The sequence below is a fragment of the Gemmatimonadota bacterium genome (assembly GCA_016714015.1).
In the GTDB taxonomy this organism is placed as follows: domain Bacteria; phylum Gemmatimonadota; class Gemmatimonadetes; order Gemmatimonadales; family Gemmatimonadaceae; genus Pseudogemmatithrix.
Window position 1 is genome coordinate 283095 of record JADJNZ010000004.1, and the last position, 18831, is coordinate 301925.

General features: G+C 70.0%; 22 protein-coding genes. 5 read left to right on the forward strand and 17 right to left on the reverse strand.

The window, feature by feature from the left end; translation table 11 throughout:
- Positions 1-90: 90 nt before the first annotated feature.
- On the forward strand, positions 91-2007 hold the full coding sequence (locus IPJ78_08415) for a Na+:solute symporter (protein ID MBK7906575.1): 1917 nt from the start codon (positions 91-93) through the stop codon (positions 2005-2007).
- Positions 2008-2059: 52 nt separating this feature from the next.
- Here the strand turns inward: IPJ78_08415 and IPJ78_08420 are convergent, their stop codons facing one another.
- On the reverse strand, positions 2060-2473 hold the full coding sequence (locus IPJ78_08420; GenBank protein MBK7906576.1) for a hypothetical protein: 414 nt from the start codon (positions 2471-2473) through the stop codon (positions 2060-2062).
- A 106-nt stretch (positions 2474-2579) separates the two neighbouring features.
- On the opposite strand from IPJ78_08420, the gene IPJ78_08425 reads away from it, so the two are divergent.
- Positions 2580-3230, forward strand: a complete 651-nt coding sequence (locus IPJ78_08425; protein ID MBK7906577.1) for a hemolysin III family protein — start codon at positions 2580-2582, stop codon at positions 3228-3230.
- 6 nt (positions 3231-3236) lie between these two features.
- Here IPJ78_08425 and IPJ78_08430 read toward each other — a convergent pair whose 3' ends face one another.
- From IPJ78_08430 to IPJ78_08450, 5 genes are read right to left on the reverse strand one after another with little or no spacing between them, the layout of a single operon-like run.
- Positions 3237-3773 carry a hypothetical protein gene (locus IPJ78_08430; GenBank protein MBK7906578.1) on the reverse strand — a complete coding sequence of 179 codons (537 nt, stop codon included), beginning with the start codon at positions 3771-3773 and terminating at the stop codon, positions 3237-3239.
- Complete coding sequence (locus IPJ78_08435) at positions 3770-5863, reverse strand: M1 family metallopeptidase (GenBank protein ID MBK7906579.1); 2094 nt, start codon at positions 5861-5863, stop codon at positions 3770-3772. The genes IPJ78_08430 and IPJ78_08435 overlap by 4 nt, the downstream gene beginning before the upstream one ends.
- A gap of 32 nt (positions 5864-5895) precedes the next feature.
- Positions 5896-6489, reverse strand: a complete 594-nt coding sequence (locus IPJ78_08440; GenBank protein ID MBK7906580.1) for an SCO family protein — start codon at positions 6487-6489, stop codon at positions 5896-5898.
- Positions 6486-6953 carry a copper chaperone PCu(A)C gene (locus IPJ78_08445; GenBank protein ID MBK7906581.1) on the reverse strand — a complete coding sequence of 156 codons (468 nt, stop codon included), beginning with the start codon at positions 6951-6953 and terminating at the stop codon, positions 6486-6488. Before IPJ78_08445 ends, IPJ78_08440 begins: the two co-directional genes overlap by 4 nt.
- Positions 6950-7828 (reverse strand): copper chaperone PCu(A)C, encoded by an 879-nt coding sequence (locus IPJ78_08450; protein MBK7906582.1) that lies wholly within the window; start codon positions 7826-7828, stop codon positions 6950-6952. Before IPJ78_08450 ends, IPJ78_08445 begins: the two co-directional genes overlap by 4 nt.
- 1031 nt (positions 7829-8859) lie before the next feature.
- Here IPJ78_08450 and IPJ78_08455 point away from each other — a divergent pair.
- Together IPJ78_08455 and IPJ78_08460 are read left to right on the forward strand one after the other, a co-directional pair.
- Positions 8860-9294, forward strand: a complete 435-nt coding sequence (locus tag IPJ78_08455; GenBank protein ID MBK7906583.1) for a copper chaperone PCu(A)C — start codon at positions 8860-8862, stop codon at positions 9292-9294.
- Between the two features lie 43 nt (positions 9295-9337).
- Complete coding sequence (locus IPJ78_08460; protein MBK7906584.1) at positions 9338-9910, forward strand: cytochrome c; 573 nt, start codon at positions 9338-9340, stop codon at positions 9908-9910.
- 77 nt (positions 9911-9987) lie between these two features.
- Here IPJ78_08460 and IPJ78_08465 read toward each other — a convergent pair whose 3' ends face one another.
- From IPJ78_08465 to IPJ78_08475, 3 genes are read right to left on the reverse strand one after another with little or no spacing between them, the layout of a single operon-like run.
- Positions 9988-10584: a HupE/UreJ family protein gene (locus IPJ78_08465; protein ID MBK7906585.1), complete on the reverse strand. Its 597-nt coding sequence runs from the start codon at positions 10582-10584 to the stop codon at positions 9988-9990.
- Complete coding sequence (locus IPJ78_08470; GenBank protein ID MBK7906586.1) at positions 10581-10964, reverse strand: hypothetical protein; 384 nt, start codon at positions 10962-10964, stop codon at positions 10581-10583. The genes IPJ78_08465 and IPJ78_08470 overlap by 4 nt, the downstream gene beginning before the upstream one ends.
- Positions 10961-12121, reverse strand: a complete 1161-nt coding sequence (locus IPJ78_08475) for a glycoside hydrolase family 5 protein (GenBank protein MBK7906587.1) — start codon at positions 12119-12121, stop codon at positions 10961-10963. The genes IPJ78_08470 and IPJ78_08475 overlap by 4 nt, the downstream gene beginning before the upstream one ends.
- Positions 12122-12216: 95 nt before the next feature.
- Between IPJ78_08475 and IPJ78_08480 the strand changes: the two genes are divergently transcribed.
- Positions 12217-13875 (forward strand): hypothetical protein, encoded by a 1659-nt coding sequence (locus tag IPJ78_08480; GenBank protein ID MBK7906588.1) that lies wholly within the window; start codon positions 12217-12219, stop codon positions 13873-13875.
- Between the two features lie 7 nt (positions 13876-13882).
- Here IPJ78_08480 and IPJ78_08485 read toward each other — a convergent pair whose 3' ends face one another.
- From IPJ78_08485 to IPJ78_08520, 8 genes are all read right to left on the reverse strand, one after another.
- Positions 13883-14287 carry a hypothetical protein gene (locus IPJ78_08485; GenBank protein MBK7906589.1) on the reverse strand — a complete coding sequence of 135 codons (405 nt, stop codon included), beginning with the start codon at positions 14285-14287 and terminating at the stop codon, positions 13883-13885.
- Entirely contained in the window at positions 14284-15177 is an 894-nt protein-coding gene (locus IPJ78_08490) for a DUF2911 domain-containing protein (protein MBK7906590.1), read from the reverse strand. Before IPJ78_08490 ends, IPJ78_08485 begins: the two co-directional genes overlap by 4 nt.
- 60 nt (positions 15178-15237) lie before the next feature.
- Positions 15238-15684 (reverse strand): hypothetical protein, encoded by a 447-nt coding sequence (locus IPJ78_08495; GenBank protein ID MBK7906591.1) that lies wholly within the window; start codon positions 15682-15684, stop codon positions 15238-15240.
- On the reverse strand, positions 15681-16049 hold the full coding sequence (locus IPJ78_08500; GenBank protein MBK7906592.1) for a VOC family protein: 369 nt from the start codon (positions 16047-16049) through the stop codon (positions 15681-15683). The genes IPJ78_08495 and IPJ78_08500 overlap by 4 nt, the downstream gene beginning before the upstream one ends.
- 37 nt (positions 16050-16086) lie before the next feature.
- Positions 16087-16503 carry a hypothetical protein gene (locus tag IPJ78_08505; GenBank protein ID MBK7906593.1) on the reverse strand — a complete coding sequence of 139 codons (417 nt, stop codon included), beginning with the start codon at positions 16501-16503 and terminating at the stop codon, positions 16087-16089.
- A gap of 33 nt (positions 16504-16536) precedes the next feature.
- Positions 16537-17070 (reverse strand): DUF4199 domain-containing protein, encoded by a 534-nt coding sequence (locus IPJ78_08510; protein MBK7906594.1) that lies wholly within the window; start codon positions 17068-17070, stop codon positions 16537-16539.
- A 134-nt stretch (positions 17071-17204) separates the two neighbouring features.
- Positions 17205-17675 carry a helix-turn-helix transcriptional regulator gene (locus IPJ78_08515; protein ID MBK7906595.1) on the reverse strand — a complete coding sequence of 157 codons (471 nt, stop codon included), beginning with the start codon at positions 17673-17675 and terminating at the stop codon, positions 17205-17207.
- Between the two features lie 103 nt (positions 17676-17778).
- Positions 17779-18693 carry a hypothetical protein gene (locus IPJ78_08520; protein MBK7906596.1) on the reverse strand — a complete coding sequence of 305 codons (915 nt, stop codon included), beginning with the start codon at positions 18691-18693 and terminating at the stop codon, positions 17779-17781.
- Positions 18694-18831 lie beyond the last annotated feature (138 nt).

An 18831-nucleotide genomic window follows, 5' to 3' on the forward strand; every position in this document is an offset into this window, starting at 1 on the left:
CGCCCTATGGCGCCTGCTCCCCGCATCGGCGAACTTCGGGGTCGCTGGATCGCCGTCCGACTCCCCCCGCGCCGTCCCCCCGACCGCCTCATGAACATCTCCTGGATCGACTGGGTCATCGCGTTCGTCTCGATCGCCATCTGCTTCGTCCCGGCGCTCTTCCTCGCGAAGCGTTCCGGCGAGAACACCTCGGAGTTCTTCGCCTCCGGCCGCTCGGTCCCCTGGTGGCTCGCCGGCCTGTCGATGGTCGCGACGACCTTCTCGTCCGACACCCCCAACTGGGTGACCGAACAGGTGCGCCGCTACGGCGTCGCGGGGAACTGGCAGTGGTGGGCCTTCGTCCTCACCGGCATCGCGACCGTCTTCTTCTTCGCGCGCCTCTGGCGCCGCTCCGGCGTCCTCACGGACCTCGAGTTCTACGAGCTCCGCTACTCCGGCCAGTCGGCGTCGGTCGTGCGCGGCTTCCGCGCCGTCTACCTCGGTCTCTTCTTCAATTGCTTCATCATGGGGATGGTGACGCTCGCGGCCTGCAAGATCGCGAACATCCTCTTCGGGCTCCCCGCCTGGCAGACGATCATCCTCACCGGCGTCCTGAACGTCGCCTTCGCGGCGCACTCGGGGCTCTGGGGCGTGCTGGTGATCGACATGATCCAGTTCTTCATCAAGATGACCGCGGTCTTCGCCGCCGCCTGGTTCTCGCTCGTCGAGGTCGGCCGTCGGCTCGCCGGCGATGCGAACGGTTGGGTCGGACTCAAGCTCCTCGTCGCGAAGCTGTCGACCATGCAGGTGAACCAGGGCACCGCCGCCGGTGACCAGCCGGTCATGTCGGTCTCGGACGGCGCCGGCCAGCCGATCCTCGACATGATGCCGAACTTCGGCATGTCCGAGCTCGCGCTCATGATCTTCATCCTGCCCATCGCGGTCAGCTGGTGGGCCAACTGGTATCCCGGCGCCGAGCCGGGCGGCGGCTCGTACATCGCGCAGCGCATGCTCGCGTCCAAGAGCGAGAAGGACGCGCTCGGCGGGACGCTGTTCTTCAATGTCGCGCACTACGTGTTGCGTCCCTGGCCGTGGATCATCACCGCGCTCTGCTCGATCATCGTCTACCCCGACCTCGCGTCCATCAAGGCCGCCTTCCCGAACGCCGACGTCGCCCTCATCGGCCACGACTCGGCATTCCCGGCGATGCTCAAGTTCCTGCCGGTCGGCTTCGTGGGTCTCATGATCGGCGGCCTCCTCGCCGCGAACTCCTCGACGATCCTCACGCACCTCAACTGGGGCTCGTCGTACCTCGTCCACGACTTCTATCGCCGCTTCATCCGGAAGGACGCGAGCGAGGCGCACTACGTGAACGCCGGGCGTGTCTCGACGGTGCTGCTCTACGTCGTCGCCGCGCTGCTCTCGCTCACCATGAGCTCCGCGCAACAGGCCTTCCAGGTGCTGCTCTCCATCGGCGCCGGCACCGGCCTCCTCTACATCGCACGCTGGTTCTGGTGGCGCGTCTCCGCCTGGTGCGAGATCGTCGCGATGGTCATGTCGCTCATCACCTCGCTCGTCGTCCCCAAGCTCATGCCCGAGGCCGGCTTCGCGACGGTCACCATCGTGCAGGTCGGGATCACGACCATCGCCTGGCTGATCACCGCGTTCGTCGGCCCGGTGACGGACCGGAAGGTCCTCGTCGCATTCGTCCAGAAGGTCAAGCCGGTCGGCCCGGGCTGGGCCGACATCCGCCGCGAGGCGGGGATCAGCGACGCCGAGGTGGCCCAGGAGAACCGCGTGGGCGCGGCCTTCGTCGGGTGGATCGCCGGCTGCCTCGTGATCTGGTCGTCGCTCTTCGCGATCGGGAACTTCCTCTACAGCTCGGGAGATCCCTCGCGCCTCACGTCGGCCTGGCTCCTCACCGGCGTCTTCGTCGTGAGCGGCGTGGTGCTGCTGCGGGTGACGAAGCAGCTGTGGGCGGACAGCACGGCGTCGCAGGCGCGCGCGGACGCGCGCGCGGCGGGCTGAGCGGCGTCAGGCAGCGGTGCGCGGCCGGGCGACCACCCGGCCGTACCGGCCCCTACCCGGCCGCGAACCAGGCGGCGATGATCACGCCGATCGGTGCCGCGCTCCAGGCCGCGACGACACTCCCCATCAGCCACGCCTCCAGGCGCAGGAGCTGCGCGAACCGATCCGGCTCCTGTTCCGCGCGTGCCAGTTCGATCTCGCTGCCCGGCGCCCGGAAGACTCGGTCGAGCACCATCGTGCCGCCTGCGCGGAGCGCGCGATAGCGGCGGATTGCTCGGTAGCCGAGGTAGAGCGGCACGACGAGCCCGAAGGGGACGTTCTGGTGCCCGCTCCACATCCGGACGAACAGATCCGCGCCCGCGAGGATCGGCCAGCCGACCAGACTGCCCAGCATGAGGGGGAGCCACCAGAGGAGGCGCCCCACGTGTAGCCCGTGGCCTTGGACGTACGAGATCTTCGGGCGCATGGAGCCGTCTGGCGTTGGGGGAGTCGAATGCAGACGTCGTGTGGCGCTGCTGCGTCACGCCGCCGCGGCCTGGCCGCCGTGGGGGGGCATTGGTGTATCATCCGGCATGGCCCAGCACCGCCCGCAGACGCGCGCCGAGGAACTCGCCAACAGCCTGTCGCACGGCTCGGGCCTCCTGCTCGCCGCCGCTGCGCTGCCGGTGCTCATCGTCACCGCCGACCGCACCAGCCCGCTGACGCTCGTCGGGCGCGTCGTCTTCGGCGTGACGATGATCCTCTGCTATCTCACGTCGACCGTCTACCATGCGCTCCACGACGGCCGCGCGAAGCGGGTCTTCCGCGTGCTCGACCACTCGGCGATCTATTTGCTGATCGCCGGCACCTACACCCCCTTCCTGCTCGGCGCGATGCGCGGCGCGTGGGGCTGGTCGCTCCTCGGGGTCGTCTGGACGCTCGCGTTGGCGGGCATCATCGCCAAGCTGACCATCGGGTTCCGCTTCCCGCGCCTCTCGACCGCCTTCTACGTGGCGATGGGCTGGCTCGCGGTCGTCGCGGTGCAGCCGATGCTGGCGAACGTCTCGGGAGCGGGGATCCTCTGGCTCCTCGCGGGCGGCCTCTGCTACACGGGCGGCGTGGTCTTCTACGTCACCGACGCCAGGCTCCGCTTCGGGCACACCCTCTGGCATCTCTTCGTCCTGGGCGGGACCGCCTGTCACTTCGTCGCCGTCCTCTACCACTCGGCCACCCGGCTGGCCTGAGTTCGGTCAGAAGGTGACCGACTGCTCCTTCACGTCGCCGGTGTGGAAGTAGAGCGCGCGCCGCTGGTCCTCGGGCGCCTTGATGACCGTGACGAGGTTCTGCTGGTCGCGATAGACCTCGAAGAAGAGCGAGTGCACGAGCCCGAGCGTGCGGATCGGCCGAGCGGCGTCGCACTGGACGATCGCCCACCAGACCTTCTCGCCGTTGGGGTCGGCATCCGCATCCTGGTCCGCGATCCGGCAGGTGAGCTTCACGGCGTCGGCGCGCACGAGGAAGTGCGACTCGAGGTATGCCGTGAAGGCGGCCTCCGTCGCCGAATCGCGCGCGACGGGGCGGTGCAGCGCCTTCTCGAGGTCGTCATGGAACACCCGCACGCGCGCGACGACGCTCCTGCCGTCGAGGACGAGGCGCGTGTGCGAGACGTGCGTGTCGTGCAGGAGCGGCACCGCGTACGGCGGGACCGGCGCGCGACCGGCCCCTGTCGTGCCCGCCGCGAGGGCGAGCACGAGGAGGGACCGGACACGCGAGCGAGAGCGGGTCACGAGATCGGCTTCGGGGGGGCCTTCCAGACGTTGTTCGCCCGATTCACGTCGACGAACGCCTCCGCCGGGTCGACCGTCACCTGGGTCACGACCTTGTTCGAGAAGAAGCCGTAGACGAACTCCTTCTCGTTGTTGCGCCAGATGTCAGCCGGCAGCTTGATGGTCTCCTTCGTGCCGTCCTCGTACACGACCTCGAAGTGGAGCGGCATCACCAGCCCCGCCTGCTGCTGGAAGGTGAAGCGGTGGTAGTTCGCGCCGCGCGCGTCGGACCCGATCAGCTCCTTGGCCGACTGCGTCTCGACCGCCGTCACCGCCTGGTCGTTCGCGTACGTGGTGTAGAACCAGCCGCGCCAGAACCAGTTCGCCTCCTCGCCCGCGCCCGCGACGAGCGAGCGGAAGAAGTCCGCCGGCTGCGGGTGCTTGAACATCCACTTCTGCGAGTACTCGCGGAACGCACGGTCGAACGTCTCCTCGCCCAGCACGTGCTCGCGGAGCATCACCAGCCCGGTCGCCGGCTTGGAGTAGCCGTTGTTGCCGAAGTTCGCGTACACCGCGTCCGACTCGGTCATGAGCGGCACCTGGTTCGGCGCGCGCATGTAGTTCGTCAGGTTCCGCGCCGGTCCGCGCATCGTCTGCTTCGGCCAGGCCGCGTCGAAGTCGAGCGATCCGTAGTACTCGAGGAACGAGTTCAGGCCCTCGTCCATCCACGTCCACCGGCGCTCGTCGCTCGCGACGATCATCGGGAACCAGTTGTGCCCCACCTCGTGGATCGTCACCGACGCCAGCGCGTACTCGAGCGACTTGTCGTAGGTGCCGTCGGCCCGCGGACGCGCCCCGCAGAACGCGATCATCGGGTACTCCATGCCGAACACCGGCCCGTGGACGTTGCTTGCCTGCGGGTACGGGTACTCGAACGCGAGCCGCCCGTAGGTGATCATCGTCTGGCGGATCGCCTTCGTGCTGATCTTGTCCCACAACGGCATCGCGTCGCGCGGATAGACCGAGTGGAGCTCGATCACGCGGCCGCCCGGCTGGTAGCGGAAGCCGGCGGCATCCCACACGTACGTCTTGCTCGAGGCCCACGCGAAGTCGCGCACGTTCTCGGCCTTGAAGCGCCAGGTGATCGGGGCCGTGCCCGCCGGGCGCGCCGACGCCTGGCCGACCTCGTCCGCCTTGACGATGAAGACCGCGGTGTCGCCCGCCAGCGCCGTCGCGAGCCGCGCGCGCTGCGTCGCCGTCATCGTCTGCAACGGGTTCATCAGCGCCCCGGTCGCGCGCACGATGTGGTCGTGCGGCACCGTGATGCTCACGTCGTAGTTGCCGAACTCGAGATAGAACTCGCCCTGGCCGTAGAACTGCACGTTCTGCCAGCCGTTGACGTCGTCGTACACCGCGGCGCGCGGGAACCACTGCGCGATCTCGTACAGCCAGCCGTCCCGCACCTTCTCGCGCACGCCGCGGCCGTTCCGGCCCCCCTCGGGCACGATGAACGACCAGTCGATCTCGATCACCGCCTTCTGTCCGGTCGCCAGCGGCGTCGCGAGGTCGATCCGCATCTGCGTACCGTTCCGGAAGAACTTCGCGTCCGTCTTCTTCCCGTCGGCGGCGACGAGCTGCACCCGGGGGATGGTGTAGCCGCCGTTCGTCACCGGCTCCGGCGCGAGGAATCGGCGCGCCTGCTCGGGGATGTTGCGCGGCAGCGCGCGCTGCGCAAGCGCGGCCCGAGAATCGGTGCGCTCGATGTCCTGATCGAGCTGCACCCAGACGTATGCGAGTCGGTCCGGCGAGTTGTTGTGGTAGGTCATCCGCTCCGTGCCCGTCACCTTGTGCTCCACGGTGTCGAGCGTCGTGCGGATCACGTAGTCGACCTGCTGCTGCCAGTACTTGGGGCCGGGGCTGCCGGCCGCGTTGCGGTACTCATTGGGCGCCGGCCATTCCTCCAGCGCGCGGAAGTTCGACTGATTGGTCCGCTTCGTGGAATCCGCATTGAGCCACTGCGGACCGCGCGGAGCGGAGGGCGCCTGCTGCGCGACGGCCGAGACCGTCGGACCCGCGAGCAGCGCAAGGAGCAGAAAGGGGCGAAGTTGCACAGGGATCCCTGGAGAAGTGTCGTGGATGAAGCCTAGCGCCGGACGGCGGGGCGTCCTAGGAGCGACTCGATGCCCGCGGCGATCTCGTCGACCGTCGCCTCGTAGGGGAACGTCTGACGCACCCGCCCCTCGCGATCGAGGAGATACAGCGTTGTCGAGTGAGACACCGAATATCGGCCCGCGGATTCCGGGGTGGGCACGATCTCGTACGACGCACCGAAGAGCTTGACCACCTCGTCCACCTCGGCGCGCGTACCGGTGAGCCCCACCGCATCCAGCTGGAACAACGCGAGGTCTGCCTTGAGCACCTCGGGGGTGTCCCGCTCGGGATCCACGGAGACGTAGAGCGTCCGGACCTCGCCGTTCGCGTCCCCGAGCCGCCGCATGACCGCCGAGAGCTTGGAGAGCGTGGTCGGGCAGACGTCCGGGCACATCGTGTATCCGAAGAACACCAGTAGCAGCTTCCCGCGCTGGGACTGCAGCTCGAAGCGCGCTCCCGTGTGGTCGGTGAGGGTGAAGTCGCCGCCGATGGTCGGTGCCGGTGGCGCGCAGCTCCCGGCGGCCATCGTTGCCAGGAGCACGGCGGCGGCGCCGGCTCGCCGCCAGCGGGAACGCGTCCCGCTCATGGCATCTGTCCCATCGCGCGGACCGGGGCCACCACGCGAACCTGCGTGCCGTCGTCGAGCGTGAGCGTGGCGCGGACCGTGTCACCCACCGCCAGCGGCTTCTTCAGGCCGAAGAGCATGAGGTGATATCCGCCCGGCCGCAGCGCCGTCTCGCCGCCCGCCGGGACCGTGATCGCCTGCACGGGCGACATGCGCATCATGCCGTTCTCGCGCTTCATCTCGTGCAGTTCGAGCGTGTCGCCCACGTCCGCCTTCCCGCGGACCAGGGATCGCTCGGTGGCTCCGCTGTTCTTGAGGAGCAGGAACATGCCGGTCACGGCGCGGCCGGCCGGCACCTCACGCACCCAGGCGTCGCTGGCCGTGACGGTGGCGGTCTGCGCCTCGAGCGGCGCGCGCGCCACGAGGGAGAGACCGAGGGCGAGCGACAGCGTCGCCGCGCGAGGGAGTGAACGCAGGGGATTCATGGGTCGACATCCTGGGTTGAGGGAGTGCGGAGCGAGATCACGTAGCGCGCGAGCGACCGTCGCTCGCGTTCGGACAGGTGAGCGTAGAGCGGCATCGCGCCGCCGTTCGGGATGCCGGTCGCGATCGTCTGAGCGATCGCGGACTCGTCGACCCCGTTCTTGAAGGCCGATGCCTCGCGGAAGTCGCGCGGCGGCGGCGTGAGGGTGTGCGCCACGGGACCGTCCCCGTGGCCGGTCGTGCCATGACAGCCGGCGCAGCCGTCGGACGCATAGAGCGCGCGCCCCTCGGCGAGACTGGGTTCGGTGGCCACGGCGGCGCCTGGACTCGTCACGAGCAGGGTGTCGAGGTCGGCATAGCGGACCACGGCCGCGGTCCCGCGCGCCCGTTCTCCGCTCTCGAGCCAGACGGTCACGCGCGCCGAGTCGCCGACGGCGAATGGACGCGCGAGCGAGTCGAGCACGACCGAGTAGCCGCCCGGCGCGAAGCGCAGCGTTCCGAGCGCCGGGATCTGGATCGACGCGACGGGCGTCAGCACGCTGGTCGGCCCCATCAGCGAGTCGGCCGGCGCCATCCGGTGCGCGGTCGTCGTCCGCATCTCCGTGACCGATGCGCCCTCCACCGCCACCCGTGCGATCCGCACGGGACGCGCGCTGGTGTTGCGGACGGTGAAGTACAGCGCCGTCGGCGCGCTCGCGAGCGGGACGATCGCCGCGCGCTCGACGCGGATCGGGCCCGCCGCTTCATCGCAGGCGACCGCGAGCAACGCCGCGAGGAGCACCGCGCGAAGCGGTGCCCGCAGCGGCGCGCATCGTGGTGCGAGCGATGGCACGACCCGCGGCGCGAGCGCCGCGTCGGTCGACGGGAACGGAAGCATGGATGGCACTCCGGATGGTCCTGCGCCGCGCTCGTGCGTGAGGCGGCGGCCCAGCGCAGCCGAGACTCAGGCCGGAGGACCCTGCGCGAAAGGGAGCAGGTGCGGGCGCGTCGCCGCCGGTCGTGGCGCAGGGCCCGCCACCACGCGTCGCGAGGGCACGATCGAGACGGCGACGACGGTCGCCGGCGGCGTGGGGATCAGGGCGGTCGGGACGCTGCAGCACGAGGCGTCGCAGTCGCACGGCACCGCCGGCGCGTCGCCCGGGGCATCTTGCGGGGCGTGCGCGCCATGCGCCGCGTGTGCGTCAGACGCCTCGCTCGCGGGATCGGCTTCGTGATCCGCCACGCCATGCGACATAGGGCAGGGCATCGCCGTCGGCGCCGCAGTACTGAAGAGCGCGAACCACGCTCCCAGCAGCAGGGCGATCGGACGGTGGCAGCGAAGTCGCACGAGCATACTGCAACCTATACCCCCAGCTCGGCGGCGGCAGTCCCCGCGCTTGACGAGAGGCGCCCGCGCCGCGAATCTTCGCGGCGCATGTCCCTCGCCCTGTTCGCGTCCTCGCGTCGCCGCTGGCCCCTCGTCACGCTGCTCCTCGCGGCGCTGACCGTGGGCTCGCCGTCGCTCGGCGGCGCGTACCGCTGTTGCGCCGTTGAGGGGCACGGTGCCGGCGGGAGGTCGCATGCCGCGACGCCGACCGCGGACGAGCACGCACACCATCGGATGGACGCCGAGGGTCCGGCAACTCCGGAAGCCCCGGCGGAGCCCTGCAGCTGCGTGGGGCCCTGTCATTTCGTGCTCCTCCCCGCGCCGCCCTCGTCAGCGAGCGTTTCGTTCGTTGCGGACGCTCGGCCGAGCGACGTAGCCGCCTATCCGGACGCCGACGCCGCCCCCCGCGATCGTCGCCTCGCGCGGGCGCTGCCCTTCGCCAACGGCCCGCCCGCGACTCCGACCGTCTAGTCACGAGGCGTCCCGGTCGTCCGCGCACCCCGCGCCGACGCCGCCGTCGCCCTTCGGTCCTGGAGTCCCTAATGCACACCGCCCTCGTGGCGGGCGTGCTGGCGTTCGCACTCGCCAGTGCGCCCGTACCGGCGTCGCGCGACGGAGAACTCTTCCTGCGTGATGCCTGGATGCTCCCGGCGTCCGCCCGAAGCGATGCCAAGCTCTTCCTCCATTTCGAGAACCAGTCGGACCAGTCGCTCACCGTCGTCCGGGCGACCTCCGAGCTCGCGCGGGCCGTGCAGGGCACGGACCTCGCGGCGGACGGACCCTCGCGGTCGCTCTACTCGAGCGGGTTCGTTGTGGCGGCCCATCAGCGCCTGCAGATGCGGCCCGATGGCCCGCATCTCGTGGTGAGCGGACTCGTGCGCGATCTGCGCGCCGGGGACCGCTTCCCGCTCGTCCTGCATTGCCCCGACGGTCTTACGCTCACCGTCACTGTCGTCGTGCGCCCGTCGCGCGGCTGACGGATCCTTCCGTTCCATTCCACCCACCCAACCCACCACGCCGATGAACCGCCCGACGCTCCTGCTCGCCCTCCTCCTCGCCGCCGCCTGCGGCGGCAACGCCGACAAGCCCGCGACCGACGCGGCAGCGGCCTCCACTCCCGCCGCCGCTCCGGCCACCACGTCGGCGGCTGTCGCCGACACGGGCGCATCCGCGGCGGCGCCGGGTGACGCTGCCACACCCGCCGTCGCGGATGCCGGAGGCCTCAATGGCCAGACCGAGTATGCCGTCTGTGCCGCCTGCCATCAGCCGACCGGTCAGGGGCTGCCCGGTGCCTTCCCGCCGCTCGCGGGTTCGGCCACACTGACGGGTGACCCGACGCTCCCGATCGCCATCGTGCTCCACGGGCTGAACGGTCCGATCACGGTGAAGGGCACGACCTACAACGGGATGATGATGCCGTGGAACGCGCTCAGCGATGCGCAGATCGCGGCGATCCTCACTTACGAGCGCAGCTCGTGGGGCAACAACGCCTCGGCCGTCACGCCTGAGATGGTCGCCAAGGTCCGTGCGGCCACCAAGTCGCGCACGACGCCATGGACGATGGATGAGCTGAAGAAGGCCAAGCTCAACTGATCGTCGCGGGCTGGGACGATGGCCCGCGGTGGAAGGACGAGACGGGGCACGAGCCCTGCCTCGTCCTTCCGCTGCGGTCACGATCCCAGCAGCCGATCCAGCAGCATGGTCGCACCGATCCCCGCCGTCGCGCCCGAGAGCACGAGCACCCAATCGCGCCGAGCCCAGCCGAGCACCCGCACCGCCGAGATCCCGAGCGCGAACACCACCGCGACGATCAGGATCTGTCCCGCTTCGAGTCCCACGTTGAACGCGAAGAGCGGGAGCGCGATCGACTCCTCTCCGCCGAGCAGCGCGCGCAGGTAGCCGCTGAATCCGAGTCCGTGCACCAGGCCGAACAGCGCCGCGATGCCGTACCTCCGCCACCATGCGCGACCCGACGGGGCATGCGCCACGTCGCGTTGGTCGTGGATCGCCGTGAGGGCCGTGAGGACGATCGTCGCCGCGATCGCCGGTTCGACGATCGTCGCCGGGACGCGCATCAGGTCGAGCGTCGCGAGCGCGAGCGTCACCGTATGCCCGAGCGTGAAGGCGGTGACGAGCCACGCGATGCGGCGCCATTCGCGCGCCCCGTAGGCCGCCGTCAGCGCGGCGACGAACAGGATGTGGTCGTAGGCGCGCAGGTCGGCGATGTGCGTGAAGCCGAGCCGCAGGTAGACGGCGAACTCGCTCACGGCGCGGGGGCCATGCGGGAGAACGGATGCCGGTTGCAGCCGGTGCGCGGCCTGGAGCGATCCGCCGCAGGCGTCGCCCGCGCCGCGTCGCGCGAGGCGGCGTTCCATGCCGTGAAGCAGAACGCCCACGTGTAGGGTGGCATGTCGAGCGGCATCCAGTCGATCCGCGTCCACGCGCCGGGGTCGGCGCGGTTGGCGTCGTCGTTCCGTGCGACTACGTACAGCGAGTCCGCGTGCCACTCCACGAAGTGGAAGACCCCGTGCGGCTGCTGCTCCAGTCGCGAGGCCGAGATCGCGAACCGGTTCCCGTAGTCGTCGACGAACGCGCCGCGCGGGAGCACGAAGTTCAGCGCCAGGCCGATCACGCTCAGCAGGTTCACGGTGTCGGCGGACCGAGCAGCGACGCCAGCAGCTCCGCACGGAACGTGCGCGCCACCGGATCGTAGACCCCGAACCCCGCGGCGAACTCCCAATAGTGCCACGGCATGCCGAGGACCTCCATCGAGTCGCGCATGTGCCGGTTGAACGCGACCCGCGAGGCGGTGGGGGCGGTGCTGTAGGCGCCGAACTCGCCGACGAAGATCGGATACCCGACCGCGTCCGCCCACGGTCTGGCGACCTTCAGCGGGCCGGTCATCTCCGCCACCTGCGCGGGGTCGCAACAGGTGACGCCGGTCGGGAGGCGCGGCGAGACCCACTCCGCGCCCTGATGCGTGAACGTGAACGGCGCGTAGTTGTGGATCGTCGCCACGAGGTGCGGGTCGTTCGGCAGCTTGAGCGACGAGAGGACGCCCGCCCAGTTCCACCAGCTCGGCCCGATGACCACGACCCGCGTCGGATTCGTGCGCCGCACCGCGCCCAACGCGCGCGCCGCGAGGACGTTCCAGGCTGTCGAGTCGAGCCGCCCATGCGGCTCGTTGTACAGCTCGAAGAGCAGGCCCGAGGGGTGCGCGCGGAAGTGCGTCGCGATCTGCTCCCATAGGCGCACGAACCGCACGTCGACGACGCCTGCCGGAACGGCGACCTCACCGTAGTCGAGCGCGTCGCCATCGAGCTGCCGGTAGTGATGCATGTTGAGGACCACCGTCAGGCCGCGGCCGAGCAGCGCGGCCACCACCGTGTCGACGCGCGCGAGGAAGGCGGGGTCGATGGTGAACGGGGCGTTCGCCTCCGCGTGGTTGCTCCAGCGCACCGGCAGCCGCACCGACTGGAACCCCGCGGCCGCCACCTGGTCGACGATGTCCGGCGTGACCGCGACGCCCCACGCCCCTTCCGTGGGCGCCTCGAGCATGTTGCCGAGGTTGACCCCGCGACCGAGTGCCGCAGCCGCGCTCCGCGCACCAGACGACGCCCCGGGCGGGGAGCCGAAGGGGACCGGTGGGTACTCGTGGATGGACGAGCCCGGTGTGCCCGGGCCGGCTGGCGCGCCGGCGTCGCTGCACGCCGCGATCGCCGCGAGTGCCCCTGCCGCGATGACCGCCGCGCCCACGGCGAAGGCGCGTGCGGAGGCACGTCGGGATCGCGCACGGGAGGGCATGACGCAATCTCCGCGGCCGACGCCGGTGCAGGCAAGGGTCGCGACACCCATATTCCCCTCGCCGACGATCCCTTCGCCCACTCTCGAGACCCTCGATGCGCGCATTCGTGCTCCCCATCGTGCTGCTCTGCGTGCCGTCCGCGGCGGCGATCGCCCAACCGACCGCCGTTCCCGCCGTTCCCGCCGTTCCCGCCGTTCCGCACGCGGAGCAGCGTGCGATGGGCGGCGAGCGCCCGACGCCCGTCGTCGCGAGCTTCGATGGACTCGGCGTCGGCTTCGTCGGCCCACAGGGCAACTCGCACCAGCGCAATCCCTCCGACAACTCGCTCGCCGTCGGGCCGGATCACATCGTGCAGACCATCAACACGCGCGTCGCGATCTTCACCAAGGCCGGCGCGAAGTACGACACCACCGGGCGCGTGCTCTACGGTCCCGTGCCCTCCAACGCCCTGTTCAAGGACTTCGGCGGGGCGTGCGAGCAGAGCAACAGCGGGGACGTCGTGGTGCGTTACGACCAGCTCGCGGAGCGCTGGCTCTTCGTGATGCCGGTGTTCCGACGCGTGGCGCCCCGCACCACGCCGCCCGGACCGCGTGAGGCACCGCTCTTCATCCCTCCGCCGGCGGCACCGACCCCGCCGCCCGCGGCACCGGCTCCGAACGCGCCCCGCGCGCCGCGCCCACCGGAACTCGGGCCCACGGAGGGAGCGTACGCGATGTGCTACGCCGTGAGCGCCACCAACGATCCGATGGGGCGATGGTATCGCTACGAGTTCACGCGCCCGCTCTTCCCCGACTATCCCCGCCCCGCCGTCTGGCCCGACGGATGGTACACGCCCACGAGCACCGGCGACGACGTCATCGAGAAGCACGTCTGCGTCGTCGACCGTCGTATGATGCTCCTCGGTGCTGACGCCACCGAGCAGTGCATCATCGTGCCCGGCGTGAACTTCCTCAATACCGCCGACCTCGACGGTCGGGCGGTCCCGCCGGTCGGGTCGCCGAACATCGTGCTCGCGGCCGGCGGGGCGCAACTCAAGGGCGACACGACCGCCAGCGAACTGCTCGCGTGGAACATGCACGTCGATTGGGCCGATCCGTCACGCACCCGGCTCGTCGGCCCGACGCGCATCGCCGTCGCGCCGTACACGTATCTCTGTGGCGGCCAGCTCACCCGGTGCGTCCCGCAGCCGGGTTCCGCCATGCGGCTCGACTCGCAGGGGGACAAGTTGATGGCGCGGCTCGTGTATCGCCGATTCTCCACGCACGAGGCGCTCGTCGCCGTGCACTCCGTCGCGACGGCGGCGGGCAGCGGGGGAATCCGCTGGTACGAGCTGCGCGTCCGCGACGGCCGCGCCCTCGAGCTGCTCCAGCAGGGCACCTTCGCCCCCGACCGCGCCTACCGCTGGATGGGGAGCCCCGCGATCGATCGCTTCGGCAACATCGGCATCGGCTATTCGTACGGGAGCGCGACCGCCTTCCCGGGGCAGCGCTTCGCCGGACGCACGCACGAAGCCGCGCGCGGCGAGCTCAACATCGCCGAGACGGTGCTCGTGGAGGGCGGCGCCGCCCAGGAGAGCACGCTGCGATGGGAGGACTACACGCAGACGGCGATCGATCCGGTGGACGACTGCACCATCTGGTACGTCGGCGACTATCTCAAGCGCGACGAGACCGCGTACTCCACGCGAATCGGAGCGTTCCGCTTGCCCGGCTGCACCGGGGCGAGCGCGCGGCCGGTCCGGCGCGCGCCATAGCCGCGCCTCAATCGAATCCGTCGTGCTCGCCCGTGCGCATCGCCCCGGGGAGCACGCCCGCATCGACGAGCACGCCCTCGACCGCATCCGGGATCATCGTCGGCCACAGCACGAAGCCCTGCACGGCGACGAGGGGCCGCGGCACGCGTCCGCGGGTCCGATAGTGGTGGCGCGCCCACAGCTCATAGGCGAAGGACACCACGCCGCCGAAGGTCGCGAAGAGGCACCAGGTGACCACCGCGTCGAGCCACGGCAAGGTGACGAGCATCCAGACGAGCACGCCGTACGCGAGGCCGAGCCCCATCACGCGGATGCTCGTGAGCACCGGATTGAAGACGAGGCAACCGGTCGTCCACAGCGCGACGCCGAGCAGCATGAAGGCCCAGAGGAGGTCGACGTGCCAGATGGTCATGGGAGCCTCGTCGCACGGACATCGATCTTGTCCGTGTCATTGCGCACGACGAATCCGGTGACGCGCCCGTCCGCGCTCCGCGAGAACTCGGCCACCCACGTCGTCTCCACCTCGTAGATCTCGCCCTTCTCGAAGAGCGCGAAACTGTACCAGTCGCGCGTGGGGTGCACGCGCACCATCGCGAAGTCGCCGGGCCAGGTCACGGGCCGCAACGTGCCCATCAGGTACCCTTGCGAGGGACCGAGCGTCATCAGGTAGCGCGTCGTGTCGCCCTCCACGAACCGCCACTCGTACCGCCCCGCGAACTGCTCGGCCTCCGTCACCGGCGTTGTCATGCGAAGCGAGGGCATGACCGTGATGGGCATCGCGATGCGCGTCGTGCCCCAGCGGAGTTCGAGCGTCGCGCCGGAGACGGAGAGGCCGACGAACGCGAAGGTGAGCGCGTCCTCCAATGCCCCTCCCACGGGAGTGACGGGGAACCTGATCTGGGTGGGAAGGGAATCCGGCATCTCGGTGTGGAACGCCCGCCACTTCGGATCGAACACCATCGTCCAGGCGCCCTGCGCATGCGGGATGAGCCACAACGAGTACTTGCCGGCCGGGATCGCCCGCCCGGCGAGCGTGATCGGCTTGTTCGTCTCGAGCGTCGTCGCATAGTTCGCGCCCGGTGTCCACACCTCCTCCCAGTGCACGATCGACCGTCCGCGCTCGCCGAACATCACCGGGCGCCCGCGCACCCGCGGACGCGAGTACTCGAGCGTGATCACCGTGCCGTCGATGGTCTGCCGCGTGACCGCGAGTTCGCTCGCGCGGATCTGCGCGCGAACGGGGCTCGGGGCCGACGCGAGGAGCACGAGCATGGCGGAGAGGAGACGGGTGAGCGATCGCATCGAGGGGGGCGCAGGGGATGGATCGCCGACGCGAGGTGCGTCGACGAGGTCGGGCACGACTCAGCCGTACTTCGCGTCCAGCGCCTCACGGATCTCCGCGAGGGTCGCGCCATCCTTGTGCAGGCGCGCCGCCATGCGCCCCTCCCCCTGGCAGATCGGGCAGATGAGCGCCATCGCGCCCGTGCCCTCGTAACAGGAGAGGAGCGAGTAGAAGCCGGGGATCTCCGCGCACCCGCAGTGGCATCGGAGCCCGTCGATCACCTGCGGGATCGCCCGCACGGCCTCGAAGGCGTCCGAGACGTCACTGCGCTGCGACAGCTCGGCGGGCGTCATCATCTTTGCCGCCGTGATGCCCGGCCGCGGCGTCGGGTGCGGACCGAGGGGACGTGGTCGATGGCGCGGTGTGGCGAACGCTCGGCCGGGCAGGAGCACGACGAGCCCCACGAGCCCGAGCGTGTGGCCGAGCAGTGCGCGACGGGAGAGGCGCTGCGGCACCGTCCGGCTCACCGGTGTTGGTCCACCAGGATGGTGTTCCCGTCCGGGTCGGCGATCACGAAGCTCGCCGGCCCGGTGGTCCCCTCCGGCGCTTCGGTCGCGAACACGATCCCCTTGGCCTTGAGCTGGCGCTGCAGCTCGCGGACATCGGTGAACGATGCCGTCTCTTTCGCGTCGCCGTCCCACCCCGGGTTGAAGGTGAGGATGTTCTTCTCGAACATCCCCTGGAAGAGGCCGATCACGCACCCCGCATTCTTGAGGATCAGCCAGTTGGTGCCGTTGCCGCCCATGCTCGAGAAGCCGAGGGCCTCGTAGAACGCGCGCGAGGCCGGGAGGTCCTTCACGGCGAGCGAGACGGAGAAGGTGCCGAGTTGCATCGGTGTATCCAGGAGGAGGAAGGGGAGGGCGCGACGGTCAGGCGATCCATTCGCGCGCGGCGGCGGTCCGCGCGAACACGACCAGCAGCACCGCGACGACAGCGACCATCCCTTGCATCGCATACACGGCCGCGTCGATCGGCACGCCGCTGAGCCCGAAGAGGCCGACGTCCTGGCCGATCACGCCGAGCAGCGACGCGAGCAGGGCGCCCTTCGCCCACTTCTTCCGCAGGAGCAACCCGACGCAGCCGAGTGCGCCCCCCCACACCGCGATGGCGGTCATCGCGACGGCCCACGTCGGACGCGACGCATACAGGGCCTGCTGCTCGGGCGTCATCTGCGCCAGCGCCTCCGGCGTGATCGTGACGTCGATCAGGTAGGCGGCGCAGCCCATCAGGTTCCAGATGAGGGCGATCACGGCCAACGGCTTGAACCACTTGGGGAGCGGGGACATCGGGGGACTCCGGGGGGTGAAGGTGAGGAGAGCTTACGGCGTGGCGGGGCGGCGCGCGACCCCGCGGAGCAGGACCGCGCTCGCCACCGTGAACAGGAGCCCGACCGGCAGCGGCTCCAGGAGCGTGATCATCGCGTTGTACAGCGGCCGGTCGTACTTGGTCGCGAAGGCCGCCATCTCCTGTGCGGTCGCGGCGAGCTTCGCCTCGCTCGCCCCGGATTCGCGGAGCCTGTCGAGGGTCATCCGCGTGTACTGCGCCGTGAACTCGGCGCCGTATCCCAACTGGAAATAGATGAACTCCCACGTCGCGACGTAGCAGGCGCTCGCCACCAGCGAGATCAGGCCCCCCACGAGGAGGGCGCGCCCGAAGGTGATGTGGCCCCCGAGCACCTGGTCCCGGTAGGACCGAACGCCGAAGTACACCATCAGGAAGGCCATCACCATCGCGGTGTAGCCGAGAAGGACGCCCTTGTCACCGATCTCGTCGGTGAAGGGGAGGGAGCCGAGTTGCACCGCGGACATCACGGCGCCGCCCAGCAGGCCGAACGTCAGGACCACTTTGCGCATCGAGCACTCCCGGGAAGTGAGGGTCGAGCGATCCTAGCGTCGTCTCGCCGCCGCGCGCGTCACCCGAAGGGGTGATTTTCGCGCCCGGGGAGGAAAATCATTCGAAAGAGTGGCGCGGTGGACGCCTCGTAGCGTCAAGGGATGAGCCGGAGCGACTTGCCGCGCTGCACCGCCTGTGTCCGGCGCCCGGCGCCGAGCTTCTCGAAGACCCGGCTGACGTGGGTCTTCACCGTGTTCTCGCTCACGAACGCCCGTTCGGCGATCTCGCGGTTGCTCAACCCCGCCGCGATGAACGCGAGGATCTCGAGCTCCCGCGGCGTCAGCCCCAGCGACGCCACCTGCGCCTCGTCCCGGACGAAGTCCACCGGGGCCGGCACTTCCACGTGCACCTCGACCGGCACCGGCACCTCGCGGACCACCACCCGTTCCGCTCGTCCGGTGATCCGCAGTCCGAGCCAGATCCCGACGCCCGCGAAAAGCGCGGCGATGAGCGCCCCGTAGATCTCCACCCGACGGTCGACCACCAGCCACCGGTACTCGATGAACTGGAGCAGGGCGATGAGGAGGCCACAAAGGAGGCCGTAGAGGAGGATCGGGCGCCGCATCCCAATTCTACGGCGTCTTCCTGCGGCCGGCATCGGCGAACGTGAAGCGGGGTCCGGCCGATGGCCGGACCCCGCTTCGTCCAGTGGTCGAGCGCGCCGCGAACTACGGGCGGCCGCGACCCCAGCCCCAGCTGCTGCCGTTGCCGTTGCCATGGTTATTGTGGCCGTCGCGGTCGCAATCCTTGAGCTCCCACACAGAGCGGTGGTGGTGGCCGTGGTGGCCGCCGTGATCGCGATCCTCGTCCTCGCAGTCGTCGCCGTCATCGTGGTCGTCGTGATCATCGCCGTCGTTGTCGTTCGACGGGCGGCCGAGCGGGCAGCCCTGCTCGTTGAGGTCCGCGAACACGTCCTTCTGGGCCTCGTAGTCGCCGCTGGCATACGCGGCGTTGAACTGCTCGATCACCTGGGCGACCGTGAGGTCGTAGTCAACGCCCGAGCTCGCGGCGTTGAGGAGCGCGGCCACGGTGTGACGGCCGAGGGCGTTCAGGCCACCGCCACGCGCATTCAGGACCTGGTAGAGCGTCTTGTTGCCGAAGGCGTTGGCGAAGACGTTCTTGAACTTGGTGCCCGGCGCGTACGGGAGCGTCCAGTTGGCGAAGTGATGGCGCTGCTTCCAGTAGCCCGGCGTGCAGCCCTCACCGGCTTCCGTCGGCGGCGGCGGCGGCGGGGGCGGGGCGACGTGGTTGTAGAACGTCGCGATCGCGCCCTTGGAGCGGAACGTGTACGTCCGCGCCTCGTTCGTGCCGGTGATCGTCGGGAGCCGGAACTTGAGCAGGTTGTGCGTCGAGTCGACGACGATCGAGTCGAGGACCGTCAGCGCCGAGGCGACTTCGGTGACCGTGACCGTGTCGATCTGGAGCGGGTCCGTCGAATCCATGTAGTGCACCATCTTGCACTGCCCATCCAGGAGTGCCACAGTCGTGGGCGCGGCGCCGTTGACGCTCACCGCGAAATCAGCGTTCGTGCCGACCTTGCAGACCCAGATGCGACGATACCACTGTGTCGGGTCGTCGAGCACCGGGGCTTCCGACCGTCGTTTCGGTGGTCATCGCGTCGGCCGTGAGCGGCGACGCCATCGAAAGACCCATCGGGTCGGACGCGCCCTCGGCGCACGCCGTCGCGAGCAGCGCGGTGGCCAGGGCGAGGGTCGCTCCAC

Bases quoted from the DNA above. Each gene is read 5' to 3' on its own strand.
- IPJ78_08440 (MBK7906580.1), bottom strand. From the start codon at position 6,489: ATGAGCGGGACGCGTTCCCGCTGGCGGCGAGCCGGCGCCGCCGCCGTG.
- IPJ78_08425 (MBK7906577.1), top strand. From the start codon at position 2,580: ATGGCCCAGCACCGCCCGCAGACGCGCGCCGAGGAACTCGCCAACAGC.
- IPJ78_08505 (MBK7906593.1), bottom strand. From the start codon at position 16,503: ATGTCCCCGCTCCCCAAGTGGTTCAAGCCGTTGGCCGTGATCGCCCTC.
- IPJ78_08460 (MBK7906584.1), top strand. From the start codon at position 9,338: ATGAACCGCCCGACGCTCCTGCTCGCCCTCCTCCTCGCCGCCGCCTGC.
- IPJ78_08480 (MBK7906588.1), top strand. From the start codon at position 12,217: ATGCGCGCATTCGTGCTCCCCATCGTGCTGCTCTGCGTGCCGTCCGCG.
- IPJ78_08475 (MBK7906587.1), bottom strand. From the start codon at position 12,121: ATGCCCTCCCGTGCGCGATCCCGACGTGCCTCCGCACGCGCCTTCGCC.
- IPJ78_08490 (MBK7906590.1), bottom strand. From the start codon at position 15,177: ATGCGATCGCTCACCCGTCTCCTCTCCGCCATGCTCGTGCTCCTCGCG.
- IPJ78_08485 (MBK7906589.1), bottom strand. From the start codon at position 14,287: ATGACCATCTGGCACGTCGACCTCCTCTGGGCCTTCATGCTGCTCGGC.
- IPJ78_08445 (MBK7906581.1), bottom strand. From the start codon at position 6,953: ATGAATCCCCTGCGTTCACTCCCTCGCGCGGCGACGCTGTCGCTCGCC.
- IPJ78_08500 (MBK7906592.1), bottom strand. From the start codon at position 16,049: ATGCAACTCGGCACCTTCTCCGTCTCGCTCGCCGTGAAGGACCTCCCG.
- IPJ78_08450 (MBK7906582.1), bottom strand. From the start codon at position 7,828: ATGCTTCCGTTCCCGTCGACCGACGCGGCGCTCGCGCCGCGGGTCGTG.
- IPJ78_08455 (MBK7906583.1), top strand. From the start codon at position 8,860: ATGCACACCGCCCTCGTGGCGGGCGTGCTGGCGTTCGCACTCGCCAGT.
- IPJ78_08510 (MBK7906594.1), bottom strand. From the start codon at position 17,070: ATGCGCAAAGTGGTCCTGACGTTCGGCCTGCTGGGCGGCGCCGTGATG.
- IPJ78_08515 (MBK7906595.1), bottom strand. From the start codon at position 17,675: ATGCGGCGCCCGATCCTCCTCTACGGCCTCCTTTGTGGCCTCCTCATC.
- IPJ78_08415 (MBK7906575.1), top strand. From the start codon at position 91: ATGAACATCTCCTGGATCGACTGGGTCATCGCGTTCGTCTCGATCGCC.
- IPJ78_08420 (MBK7906576.1), bottom strand. From the start codon at position 2,473: ATGCGCCCGAAGATCTCGTACGTCCAAGGCCACGGGCTACACGTGGGG.